13 protein-coding genes are annotated in these 12,559 nt (G+C 63.6%); 12 read left to right on the forward strand and 1 reads right to left on the reverse strand.

All coding sequences use genetic code 11. From position 1 onward, the window contains the following. Positions 1-105: 105 nt before the first annotated feature. Entirely contained in the window at positions 106-465 is a 360-nt protein-coding gene (locus AruPA_RS15955; protein WP_265637760.1) for a hypothetical protein, read from the reverse strand. Positions 466-1,273: 808 nt separating this feature from the next. Here AruPA_RS15955 and AruPA_RS15960 point away from each other — a divergent pair. The 12 genes from AruPA_RS15960 to AruPA_RS16015 all read left to right on the forward strand — a co-directional run bounded on the left by AruPA_RS15960 (position 1,274) and on the right by AruPA_RS16015 (position 12,558). After that, a complete protein-coding gene (locus AruPA_RS15960) occupies positions 1,274-2,017 on the forward strand; it encodes a hypothetical protein (RefSeq protein WP_265637761.1) in 744 nt (247 codons plus the stop codon). A 112-nt stretch (positions 2,018-2,129) separates the two neighbouring features. Then, complete coding sequence (locus AruPA_RS15965) at positions 2,130-2,759, forward strand: DotI/IcmL/TraM family protein (RefSeq protein ID WP_265637762.1); 630 nt, start codon at positions 2,130-2,132, stop codon at positions 2,757-2,759. Further along, positions 2,756-3,427, forward strand: a complete 672-nt coding sequence (locus tag AruPA_RS15970) for a DotI/IcmL family type IV secretion protein (RefSeq protein ID WP_265637763.1) — start codon at positions 2,756-2,758, stop codon at positions 3,425-3,427. The genes AruPA_RS15965 and AruPA_RS15970 overlap by 4 nt, the downstream gene beginning before the upstream one ends. Position 3,428: 1 nt before the next feature. Then, positions 3,429-4,436, forward strand: a complete 1,008-nt coding sequence (locus tag AruPA_RS15975; protein ID WP_265637764.1) for a DotH/IcmK family type IV secretion protein — start codon at positions 3,429-3,431, stop codon at positions 4,434-4,436. A 2-nt stretch (positions 4,437-4,438) separates the two neighbouring features. Beyond that, entirely contained in the window at positions 4,439-5,620 is a 1,182-nt protein-coding gene (locus AruPA_RS15980; RefSeq protein WP_265637765.1) for a DotG/IcmE/VirB10 family protein, read from the forward strand. A gap of 57 nt (positions 5,621-5,677) precedes the next feature. Continuing rightward, positions 5,678-6,970 (forward strand): hypothetical protein, encoded by a 1,293-nt coding sequence (locus AruPA_RS15985; RefSeq protein WP_265637766.1) that lies wholly within the window; start codon positions 5,678-5,680, stop codon positions 6,968-6,970. 24 nt (positions 6,971-6,994) lie between these two features. Further along, positions 6,995-7,534 (forward strand): hypothetical protein, encoded by a 540-nt coding sequence (locus tag AruPA_RS15990; RefSeq protein ID WP_265637768.1) that lies wholly within the window; start codon positions 6,995-6,997, stop codon positions 7,532-7,534. Next, positions 7,531-7,983 (forward strand): hypothetical protein, encoded by a 453-nt coding sequence (locus AruPA_RS15995; protein ID WP_265637769.1) that lies wholly within the window; start codon positions 7,531-7,533, stop codon positions 7,981-7,983. The genes AruPA_RS15990 and AruPA_RS15995 overlap by 4 nt, the downstream gene beginning before the upstream one ends. Before the next feature lie 111 nt (positions 7,984-8,094). After that, entirely contained in the window at positions 8,095-8,553 is a 459-nt protein-coding gene (locus tag AruPA_RS16000; protein ID WP_265637770.1) for a hypothetical protein, read from the forward strand. 6 nt (positions 8,554-8,559) lie between these two features. After that, on the forward strand, positions 8,560-9,285 hold the full coding sequence (locus AruPA_RS16005) for a hypothetical protein (RefSeq protein WP_265637771.1): 726 nt from the start codon (positions 8,560-8,562) through the stop codon (positions 9,283-9,285). 40 nt (positions 9,286-9,325) lie between these two features. Then, entirely contained in the window at positions 9,326-9,451 is a 126-nt protein-coding gene (locus tag AruPA_RS16010; protein ID WP_265637772.1) for a hypothetical protein, read from the forward strand. After that, positions 9,451-12,558, forward strand: coding sequence for an ATP-binding protein (locus AruPA_RS16015; RefSeq protein ID WP_265637773.1), 3,108 nt, complete (start codon positions 9,451-9,453; stop codon positions 12,556-12,558). The genes AruPA_RS16010 and AruPA_RS16015 overlap by 1 nt, the downstream gene beginning before the upstream one ends. Position 12,559: the final 1 nt, after the last annotated feature.

Consider the following 12,559-nt stretch of genomic DNA (forward strand, 5'->3'; position numbering starts at 1 on the left):
ATCGCGCAGTGACTTCGCCCAATATTCCAGCGTCGCTTCGATTGATGCACTCAAAATCCATGACCTCCGACTCATGGTCACCCATTGATTCAGAGTTCAACGCGTTTAGCAACTAAAAAATGCAACTGTAATGCTAACTTCGACGGGGGTGATCATCGCGCGCAGCCCGGCCGGGCCAAGAGCGCGCCGGAGCGCGATATCCCAGGGGACACCGCCATGCCACGATACGATCGTAGATCGGCTGACACCTTGGCGGACCACGACAAGGACACCGTGCGGGACGATTTGGCGGAGGGCGAAGGTCAGAGGAATCTCGTTTCCGTATCCGATGGCCAGCGGGTAGGCCGATCGCGCCCAAACGCTGCGATGGGACAGCGGCGTCGATGCTGGAGCCGTGTTCGTGGACATCGAGAAATCTGCGCGTGCTCCGATCGGCGTCAGCAGCAGTCCGATGATCGCGGCCACGCAAATCCTGCGCCATGAGTGACATATGACAATAGTATGAAGCATATCGGGCTCCTTGTACCAGGTTGTGCAGTATAGCGAGTTGGCACACTGCTGGATGCGAACAGCTAGCGCGCATTTTATTGCGTCCGGAATAGGCGCATCGCCTGGGCCGGTGACGCGATGGCAGCTGTAACATTCGCGTGAGGAGACCGTACCACGCGTAGGTGGACGGCAATGCGGTGCAGCCTCATCCAGGCTACTAATTAAACTGCCTGAAAGAATGCGGATTTATTCAATAATTACTGAGCGTGGTTTTCGCTGACTTAACAACGATTCGTAACGTATTGATTTCGAGTCTTTCCGCCGAAACCGGACGCATCGTAGGATCGCAATCCTAGGTAGCGTCGGCAATAAAACGATTTATTATTTGTACAGACAAACTGGCCCGATGGGTAGATAGATGAAAACGAGAAACGCTTTTTCTGCATGAAATCTGGTTGTGCAGGCGTGATTTTCCTCTTGCTCCATTTCGCAAGTGTGCAGCAAAACAGCCAGAGTTTGCGCGGTCGTGGGATCGGTATGGCCCGGTCATGGTGCTCCGCGCTTCGAGCGGGAGCTTGCTATGTCCTCATGCCTGGACGTGCGTGCTGATGTGCGTGGCGATGAACCGAAAGACAATTCTGGTCGCCTTTACTGGTTAAATGCTGATCCGTTACTGCCTGTGCAGCACTTTTCCCGGGGTAGGTCAACAGCGGTTCCCGCTGAGATCGCACCTGACAGATCGGGCAGCGGTTCGCCTTCGGTTACGGTCGATCCGGAGACGACAATGATCATGCGCCTGATGACCCTGCGGCAGTGCTCGGTGGCATTGATCGGGGCGACACTCGGGATGGCGGACGATGCGGTCCGAGACCTGGCCGCCTCGCTTGATCTTATGGCGCCCCAAAAGGGTATCGCACGGCTCGCTCCTGATAGAGTCCTCGAGCCTGGCACCCTTCGTACCACCACGCGGCTCTACACCCCGCGACAACTCGCCTTTCTGGCAAGAGCCTGGCTGAACCGTGTTCCCATACACGAAATGTCGTCCGAGCTGGCACGGAGCGAGAGCGCCATCAAGCGCAAGCTTCGGAAAATGGGTTTCTTGCAGCGAAAACGCGCAAAAGCCTGGACAGAGCTCGCGACCCTGACAGGAATCGCGACGCGGCAAGCCTCGGAGCGCGCCATCGACGACATGCTGTCCGCTCAAGGGTCACCGCCAGCCGAAACAAGGTCGATCTTTCGCTGGACGCTGGACCGTACAGCCACACTCTGCGCACGCTGGCTGGAGGGATGGACTCCCGCCGCGATCGCCCGCGACCTGGGGACGACGCCGGGATCGGTGTCGACACGAGCGACGCGGGCGTGTCTCCCTGGCCGGACCCGGGAAGCGGATGGACGCTTGCTGATGCGCGAGACGGGATATATCTGCCTGGATCGGGAGCGGGGGGAATATTTCTGGTCGCGCCGACAAACCGCGACCCAGTCGGCCTACCGGGCGGCTCAAGCATCCGCTTGCTTCGCGTTTTGCTAGCGTGAAGCTTGTTGCTCGGGCCCCGAAGATTTTTTGCCAGGCTCGATTTGCGATGCCTTCCCGTTTTCATCTTCCGGTCGTCGTCTGGCCGTGATGAGAAAGGATGGCCACCATGATGAACCGAAGCGAAGCGGTCTCGCGTAAGCTGGTCGACCCCAGTTTTCTTCTGCGTCTGATCAGGCTCCAGCAATATGGGAATCTAACGTTCGCGTCGACGCTTTTGTTGGTGGTTGCACTGTGGGGCTGGCAGCGGCTGCATCCACCCGCCATGATTCCGGTCGCCACCGGTCGTAACAGCCGTCCGGTCGCCATCGTGCCGCTCGATCGACCGCTGTTGTCGGATCGGCGGGTTCTGCAATGGACGGCGGATACGGTGCGCGGGGCCTATGCCATCAACTGGAAGAATTACGCGACCCATCTTGATCGGGTGGCACCGCGATTCACGACACCAGCGTGGAACTCTTTCGCTGCATCGCTGAAAAAGTCTGGAAATCTTGCGAAAATCCGGTCCGCGCGGATGGTCGGCTGGGTTGTGCCGGACGGTGCCGCCCGCATCATCGATAAGGGGGTGATCGGCCCCTACTACACTTGGGAAATTTTGGATCCGGTCACCGTCCGGTATGAGAACCAGACCGAGCAGATCAATGACGTGCTCAACGTCAAAATCTGGGTCCGCCGCGCGTCCTTTGGTCATGACAAAGCCGGTGTCGCCATCGAGCAGATCAACGCGGTACCGCAATGAGTCTCGCGCTGGACATCTCCCCATCCCGCAATATCGCCACGGCAGAACTGGCCGTGTCTGAAACCCATCTCGTCGTCGGCCTTTACCAACGGCTGGTGCGCGGTGCGGTTCTCTCGATCGCGCAGGGGATCGTCGGGTGCCTCGTCCTCGTTGCGGCAGCCCCGACCCTCCTATCCCCGCCAGTGCCGCCGGTCGAGGCGATCGGCACAACGGTATCCTTCCGCATCACGCCGCTTCATAATCTGGCCCTGAGCGAGGCCTACATCGCTCGCTGGGCGGCCCGGACCATTACCTCGGCCTATGCGATCGACCCGGTTGATTTCCAGGCGATTCTGACGCGTGTGCGCCAGCGGTTCAGCACTGCGGCGTGGCAATCTTTTGCTGCGTCCTACAAGGCAGGCGGCTCGGAGAGCGATCTGCATAAGCTGTTGGCGGAAGCATTGACCGGCTTCGCCCAGCGAGCCGCGGACCCGGTGGTCGTGCATCGCACCTTCGGTCGCGACGCCCGCTTTACCGTTGCTTTCCCGATGATCGTGACATGGCAGAACCCGAATGGCCTGGTGTCGCGCCGCTATGACGTCCACGTCGTGGTGCGCCGGACGTCAGTCATGCGCCACGCGGGCGGGCTCGAGATCATGAAATTCACCGCCATCAGCAAAGGATCCTGAAATGCGCGATCGTCCGACGATCAAACGGTCTGTATGGCTTGGCGCCGTCGCGGTATTGGTGGCTCTCCCGGTCGCTTCGTTCGGGCAGAGTGCGAACAACGGTCAGGCCGCGCCTCCGCCTGCCTTTACGGCATGGCCCGGTGCGAAACACCCGGCCTTCGATGCGGCGGAGCAGGCCCAGAGTCCACTCGCGCCCTGGATGATCCAGCGTCTGGCGCATCGCTATCATGAAGATGAGCGCGCGGAGACCCAGGCGGCCATTCCGATGCAAGCGGTACCGACAACGACGTCGGTTGCGGCCGGATTCGGGCCCGGCAGTGTCACCACGATCATTCAAACCGTGATCGGCTATCCGACCGCCGTCACGTTCGTGGACTCGACCGGCGCGCCATGGCCGATCGCCTGGACTGAATCGAGTGCGACCAAGGGAGGTGGTGATTGCAGCGGAGGCGGCGGGGCTGCACAGCAAGGGCCTCCGGCTGGCGGTGCGCCTGCCGTCATGTCATCCGGATTTCGGGTGTGCGTCCCATTCAAAGGATCGAACACGCTCGAGATCATGCCGCAATCGCGGTATCCACGTGGCGGCCTCCTGGTCAATCTCGTGGATGCACCACAGCCGCTCAGCTTCCTGCTGGTCTCCGGCACGAGGGCCTATGACTCGACGGTGGATGTGCGACTGCTCCAGTCCGGTCCTGACGCAAAGCCCCGGATCATCGCGCGGCAGAATGCCCCTGAGACCGGGGCGCCGTACCTCACCGCGATGCTTGACGGCGAACCCCCGGCATCGGCGGTGCCGTTGGCTGTCGTCGGGGGATCGCCCGAGAACATCCGCGCCTGGCGCTACCGTCATCAGCTGGTCGTTCGTACCCGCTACACGATCCTCTCGCCGGAATGGGATGCGAGCGAACACTCGGTCGGCGGGGTGACGATCTACGTGATGCCGCCCACGCCTGTGATCCTGATGTCTGCGGCGGGACATACTTTCTCTGTGAGCTTCAAGGAGGACTGATCATGTCGATCTTTCGGCGAATGCGCGCGAACCGCTCTGCAAGGCGCACCGGGATCATTGGCGGGATCATTGCCGTCGCCTTCGGCATCGGTGCCTGGCACGAATTCGGAGGAAAGGCAGCGCAGCCCGTTAAGGTCGCCGCTTCCGCCTTGCCGGACACCGATGCGTCCCCGGGCGGCGATCAGGCCACGCCATACATCCGTAACGTGACCACGGAGGAGATCAGGCGCACGGCGCTCGCCGCGGTCCACCAAAACCGCTCGGCAACCGCAATCCTTCCTCCTGCGGTCACAGCAACGCCTTCGGAGGTCGATCTCCCGGCGCCGGTGCCTCCTGCACCGCAGCCCGCGACAACGATTCCGATATCGTACCAGAAGCCATCGGTCGCGGGTGTCACGGATCCTCCGCCATCGCTCAACATCGCCCGCTACAACGCCTACAAAACCGCGCTGGGTTCTCTTCAGGGCGAGATGCCGGGGCCCTCTTACGCCACCCATGTCTACGTCAACAGCGATGCAAAGCCGCCGCGTCCTCCTGCCAGCGGCTTGTCCGGCAGATCGGCGAACGTGGCTGCCCGCGTCGTACCCACTGCTGCATCCGGTCCGGCGCCGACCCCGGCTGAGACGGTCCTGATCCCCGCGGACCGCGGGATCTACGGCGAGACCCTGACTGGCGTCAGCAGTGACCAGAGCGGCGGGACGGTTGTCGTCCAGGCCGAAAGCGGCCCGATCGCCGGCGACCGGATGAGTGGGCGCTTTACGACGGCGGGCGATCGGCTGGTCGTGAAGCTTGATCGGCTTTCGCTGCAGGACGGACAATCGGTGCCAATCGACGCGCTGGTCGTTGCCCCCAATTCCGTGCAGGAAGCGGTCGCTACCAGCGTCGATCACCATTATGCCGAGCGCTTCGTCCTGCCGATCGCCGCCGCTTTCGTCGAAGGGCTCGGTCAGGCGATCGAGTCGGCGAACTCGGTGATCCAGGAAAGTGCGTTGGGCGGCGTGACCCAATTCAATCACCTCAATCTCGGCCAGTCGCTCGGCGTCGCGGCCGGTACGGCGGGGCAGACGGCGGGGCAGCTGATCCAGAACACCGCACCGCACGGCCCGACCGTGGAGCTCGCCGCGGACGCCGACGTCGGCATTTTGTTCCTCAAACCCGTCAAGGCGCCGGCCGGCGAACATTGAGGTTTCTCGTTTGCATCATCCGCCGGGACGATCACGCTTCGATCAAGGAGACCAGCCATGGACACGACGATTGACCTGCCGCCCGAATTCACCGGACCGCCACTCTACCAACCGGCCGACGGCACCGGACCGGAGCATGTAGACGGACACGGGACCGCCGGACACGCCGCGGATGAGTGTGTCGGTGAGACCGCGAGCGATGGTGCATCGGGTGGAGGCAGGGAGGGGGGTGGTCCCGGTTTCTCGGGACCGGCGGCGCCGCCCGCGCGTGCGCCGGTTTCCGCTTCTCGAAAACCACGGCGGCAGGGGTTCCTGTTCGCCACCACGGCGATCGTCGTCGTGGCGGTTTCCGCGGGCGTGATCCTGCACAAACCGCTGCTCGCGACCATTGCCCGCCTGAGACATGAGACTGCTGCCACCGGCACTATCCCCCTGCCGAAAGCTCATAACTCCGCGAGCGTGCTCAACCATCCGACTGCTGGCAAGACACCACTGAACACCGCGATCCCGGGCCTTTCCGTATCGCCCATGTTCGGCAAGAGCCCCGCTAAATCAACCACCACACCGAAACCGCCACCGACGCCTGCACCGCCCGGACAGAGATCGTCGGCGATCACCACGGCCGCGACAAATGGGGCTCCCGGCGCGATCAGGGCGTCCGTAACCGGGATCGCGCCCTCCCCTATGCCGGGTGTCGGAACGGGCCCAGGCTCAACGACGCAGCTTGCGACACCGGCGGTTCCGGCGGATGCTGCCGTAACGAGAGCCACGCCGGCAAGCGCAAAAATTGTGCCGCCCTCGCCGCTCGTCGGACCCATCCCGCCGGCCGGCACGCTCCAGTCGGTCCCTCATCCCGTAAAGGTCGCGACACAGCTCATCGCCGCCCCGGCGTCGCGCACCTATGAGGTCAAGACGATGTCGCTGGTGGCAGCACTCGCCCGTCTTGTGGCGGAGCTGCGGAGCCAGAACGCCGCCATGCAAACCGAAATCTCCACGCTCCGCCATCAGGTGGATCACCAGATGCTGGCCTTCAACCAGCGCCTGACCTTCGACCAGGCGCACGACGCCCTCGCGCTTGCGGGCGCGTCGGACCCCGCCGCGCAGGCGCAGAGACCGTTGCCGGTCCACTCGGCGCAGATCTTCCCGGCGGCAGAACCGCACGTCGCACCGGTCAGCCCCGCTTCCTACCGCATCCAGGCCGCCAGCCCCGGCCTTGCCATGCTGATCCGCCACGGCGTGACCTACGAAGTCTCGGTCGGCAGCGTCGTGCCCGGCGTGGGACGGGTGATCTCGATCGTGCAGTACGGATCGGGATGGATCGTCACGACCGACCACGGCGTGATCCGCTGAGCAGGCGGGCGGGGAGGGGACGCCATGCAGGGCTTCGTGAATTTCAGCACGGACATCGCCAATGTCCTGAGTATCCTGATCCCGTTGATCTGCTTTGTGGTCGGGCTCTCCTGCTTCCTCCTCGCCGGGTACGGCGCATGGCAGATGATGAAGCCCGGCACCTACTGGTCCTCCCGGAAATATATGCCGCCCCTGCTGCTACTGTTCGGGACGGTGCTGGTCGATTTCAACAAATTCCTCAATTTCTCCAACAACACGTTCGGAGGGGGGACTCAGACCTCGATCCAGACGGGGTTTACCCCCTTCACCGCGCCGCAGGTCGGCGGAACCGGCATGATGGGATCGACGCCCGAGCAGAGTTTTCTCAACATCATCTCAGCGTTTTCCGCCTTCTTCGTGGCCTATGGGGCATTCAACGTGCTCCTCGCCTGGCTCGGCGCGAAGGCTGTCGCCGAGGGCAAGCGGCGGCACGGCTACTCCTTGCCAATGGTGCAATTCGTCTTCGGGATCGCCCTGATGAACATCGTGTTCATCTCACAGACGATCATGGGGTATTTCACATGATCTGGTCTCGCATGAACGGCTCCAACCTAAACGGATCTGGCGCTAAAGCCGGCGTACCCGATCTCCCGATCCCCGATTTCGAGACGCGGGTGGCGTCTCTGCGCATCGCCCATGGGCCGGGCTGCCGCGACCTGGCCCGCGCCGCGATGGCGGACCTGACGCAGGCCCAGCGCGACCGGGTCGTCAACGAAGCCGTCTGCCGGGCGCGCCGCGCGAAGGTCGAATGGGAAATCCAACACGGCCTGCGCCCCGATCACGAGGCGTTCCTGGACAATTTTGCCGCAGCACTTCTCCGACTGCCCGATCACGATCGCGGCCGGCGGCTGCGCCGCTGCCCCAAAGTGCTGCGCGAGCATGTCATGCCGCTGATCGCGGAATACCAAGTTGACGCCAGGAATTTCCTTGTCGCCGCAGGCCTCGTGAACCCGGCGACGCTGCCGGTTTCGTGAAGATTGTTTTTACGTGCGACGCTAATTTCCCGCGTGTCGTTTGCATCCTTTGCCCGCAGCATTGGCTTCACGAGAGGGAATTTCCCCTCCGTTTCAGGAGCCTGATGACTGATGGATACCATCAACACCCCGAAGGCACCGCGGCGGTTTCGCCGTCTTGCCAAAACCCTCAAGTCCCGGAACGCCCTCGCGTTGGGTCTGGCCACACTCGCGGTCGCAGCGGCGGTTCATCCGGCGTTCGCGGCCACGGCCGCAGGGGCCGGCGACACGCTCGGTGGCCGGATGCAGGCGGCGTCCACCGACCTGCTCACCGGCACAACGTATATCGGCGACCTTTTCAGCTACGGGCTTGCGCTCGTGGCGGCACTGGCGTCCGGCTATACGTTCTTCCATAACCGCAAGAACCCCAACTCGAGCGAGCACCGGCTCGGCTATGCTATCGCCGGTCTCGTGGCCACGGGTTTTTTTGCGACGCTCCCGAGCATCGTCAATTACTCGAGCCAGACGGTCTCGGCGGCGAACTCAACCGTGACTGGCCAGCAACAGCAGCTGACGTTCGGCCAAGGCTGAGTTGCGATGACGACCTCCGCGACCCTCTCGATCGGCGTTCACCCGTCCAGCCTCGGCGGTTACGGCCTGGGCTTGTGGGTTGCCAGTCGGAAGGTGGCGGAGACGTCCCGGTTGCATTGCCAACTCTGCGGATTGCCGTTCGCCGGCGATCCGCTGATTTTTTTCCGTGACGGCGATCGCCGTCGTTGCGATGCCGGCAATCTGCTCGAGGCGTGTCCGGCCTGCGTTCTCGTCCAGGGGGCAGGGCGACTGACCGCCGCGCGCGAGATCCTCCCGATCTGGTTGCCCGAGATGTCGCAGCGCGGGCTCAACCGCCTGACCTCCAGCCTGCACGAGCGTGCATACACGATCGGCCTGCCGGTCGATTTCTCCGGCGCACCACGCGAGGACAGCCCACACGCACGCCAGATCCTCAAAATCTGGGCCGGTCTTCTTGACCGCTGGATACTGCTTCGCGAGACGGCGGGGATCCGGACGGTCACGGATGTGGTCGATATCTGCCTCGCCCATGATCCGGTACGCGGCACCTGTCCGCCGCGCCTTGTCCCCGGACTGCGATTTCTGCACCGGGGTCGTTTTTATGCGGGCGGGCAGGATGTCTACCCGACGTTCATCGCCCGCAATCGTCAATTCCGTGAAGCCGCCGCACCAGCTGCGCCGCTGGCTGCAACCGCGACCTCACCGTCGGCATCTCGACCAGAGCCGGCTCTCGCCGTCCGTGCAGTCGGATGAGGTTCGCTGAGCACGCACATCAATGAAACAGGAGGGCTTCATGTCGGTTAAACACCCATCGAACCACAAAATCATGGCGATCGCCAAGGTCGCGGCCTGGCTCACCCCGGTCGAGCAGCGTCACGTCGCGCGATTCCGCAAGATGGTCGTTTCGGGGTACCTCTGATGTCGGTGTTTTCGGTATTTGCGAAAATCGCGGCGAAGGCGTCGTTCCTGATGCCGGCACCGCTCTACAGTTTTTGCGATCTCGAGACCGCCGACGATCGCTCCCTGATTACCCGCGAGGGCGATCGGGTCTCGCTCGTCCGCATCCACGGCCTGACGCGGATGATCGGCGAGGCGGGGATAGATCGGATCGTCGAGGAGTTGCGGATCGAACTTCAAGGATCGCTTGAAGCGAAAGGGCAGGGGATCCAGTGCTGGTTCGCGTGCGATCCGCACCAGACGGATTCCGTACTCGAGACAATGCTCGCGGGTCCGCGTGCGATTGCGCGCGAGCTCGGTATGTCGTTCGAGGACATCTTCGCCGAGCGGGCAAAAGTCTGGCCCCACCTGATGCGGTGGGAAGACGCCCATCTCGTGCTCTGGACCCGCAAATCGATGCTCTCGCGCGAGGAGGCATCGCAATCGCAGGCGGCGCAGGAAGCCGCCGCGAAGGGCGCGCCGCGGATCGGAACGACCGGGCTCAAGGCGCAGAACATCTTTCTCGCCTCCGATATCCTGGGGGTGAAGCACGCGGCCTTCGTCAACCGGGTGATGTCAGCGTTTGCCGGGCAGGGGATCATGGTCGAGGAAATCCCCTGCCGGGAGGCACTCGTGACCATGCGCGAAGCGCTCTATCCCGAGACCCGGGACTCCAACTGGACACCGCTGCTGCCAGGCGATCCCGTCCGCGTCCGGATGCCCGACGAGGGTGAAAAACCGGCCGCCGATCATGTGCTCTGGCCTAATCTGCCGAGCCAGATCTTTCGCGACGATGCCGAGACGATCGGCAGCCGGGTGGTCCGCATCGGCGATCACGACTACGCGGCGATCGAGGTTGTGCTCGGTCCGGAAATCCCACGCCCCTTCGCCGAACTCGTGGCCCGTCTCGCCCGCGCCCAGGTGCCCTGGCGCGCCGCGGTCTGGCTCGAGAGCGGCGGGCCGGCCACGATGATGATGAAATCCGTCTTCGCCGAACTGCTCGCCTTCGAACCGGACAATCGCAAGATGGCGAAAGCGTTCGAATCACTCGCGCGGATGCGGGAGGATCAGAGCGACATTCCGGTCCGCTGGCGGATGAGCTTTGCGACCTGGGTGCCGGCTGGCGAGCAGATCGCCCTCCGCCGCAACGTCGCCTTGCTCGAACAGCGCATCCAGGGCTGGGGCAATTGCCGCCTCGGCCTGACCGCCGGGGATCCCTTGCAAGCGGTGATGGGTTCGGCGCTCGGCCTGGCGTTCGGCTCGTCCGCGCCGGTCGGCTACGCACCACTCTCCGATGCGCTGCGGATGCTGCCGCTCACCCGACCAGCCTCGCCGTTCCGGGACGGGTCTGTTGTGTTCCGCACGCCCGATGGCCGGATCTGGCCCTACGATCCCTCCGGAAGCGGACGTCCAGCGGTCTTCATCGCCATCCTTGCAGCGCCGCGACGGGGCAAGTCGATGCTCGCCAATGCGATGAATTTCGGCCTGTGTCTCAGCCGCGCCGCGACCGGCAATCAGGGAGTCAAGCTTCCGCTGATTGGTAAGCTCGACATCGGCAACGGCGCGCTTGGCCTTGTGCTCCTGCTCCAGGAGGAACTGCCACCCGAGCGCCGCGGCGAGGCGGTGTTCATCGAGATGCAGTTCGGCCCGGGATATGATTTCAACATCTTCGATACCCAGCTGGGCTGCCGCTTCCCGCTGCATCTCGAGGAAGGGTTTCTCACCAATTTCCTGTCACTGGCGACCACCTCGCTCGAGAGCGACAAGCCATTCGAGGGGATGGATCAGTTTATCAGCTTCGTCGTGAGCGAAGCCTACCGGATGCGCTCGGACAGTGGGGCCAATACCGCGCCCGCCGTCTACCAGCGCGGGATCGAGCCCGTGGTGGACGCGGCGATCGACCGGATCGATCCTGGGCTGCACAACGTGCTTGGCACGGCATCGGGGGAGGGTGAGGCGACGGGTCCCGCGCCCGAGCCGTTCTGGTGGGAGGTCGTCGATCTGCTGTGCCGGGCGGGCGAGTACCGCCTCGCCGGGCTCGCCCAGCGCTGGGCGGTACCGATCCTCGAGGATCTCATCACTGCCGCCCGTTCGCCCGCGGTGCGCGACAATTTCGAGAAGATTCGCGCGCACACCGATGAGCCGCTGCCTGACGTGTTCGAGCGCTACATCAAGTCGCTGATCAAGATGCTGCCCTCGCTCAACCAGCGGACCTCGATCGATCTCGGGGATGCGCGGGTCATCGTGCTCGATCTCGACCGGGTGGCCCCCAAGGGCGACCGGCCGGAAGCGGTGCGGACCACCAGCCTGATGTACATGCTCGGCCGGCACATGATCGCGCGCAATTTCTTCCTGCGCGAACGCGACCTCGCGCGGGTGCCCGACGCGATGCGCGCCTATCACGCGAAACGGATCGCCGATGTGTCGGAATCGATCAAGCGCCTCGACTATGATGAATATCATCGCACCCGGGGTTCGAAATTCGTCCGCGCCCAGGTCGCAAGCGACGTCCTCGAAGGCGGCAAGCTCGGCATTCAGGTCGTGATCACGAGCCAGAGCATCAAGCATCTCGACGACGATCTGATCAGTTTCACCAACGAGCGCTACCTGCTCGGGGTCGATGACGAAATGGAGGCGAACGAGATCATCGAGCGGTTCGCACTGTCAGAGGAAGCCGCCTCGACGCTGCGGCGCAAGCTGAAGGGACCCGATCCGAACGGGGGCGGCGCGCCATTCCTGATGCAGATCACCGTGAACAACCAGCGCTACGAACAGATGCTGGTGAACTCCCTCGGCCCGATCGAGATCTGGGCGCTGAGCACGACGCCGCTCGACATGCAGCTGCGTCGGCGGCTCTATGAGCGGCTCGGGCCGACCGAGGCGCGGCGTCGTCTCGCGCGCCTGTTTCCCAAGGGAACCGCCGAGGCCGAGATCGAGCGGCGCAAGACCGATCGTCTCAAACGCGGTGAGGCGGACGATCGCGCCGAAGCCGGCGTGATCGACGAGATCGCAGGCGAGATCACCGATCTCTACGGCATGGCGTCATCCTTGCGGACGGGCGATCTGGTGGTTCGTCATGCGGCCGAGTGAA

The sequence above is a fragment of the Acidiphilium sp. PA genome, from assembly GCF_026191915.1.
GTDB lineage: Bacteria > Pseudomonadota > Alphaproteobacteria > Acetobacterales > Acetobacteraceae > Acidiphilium.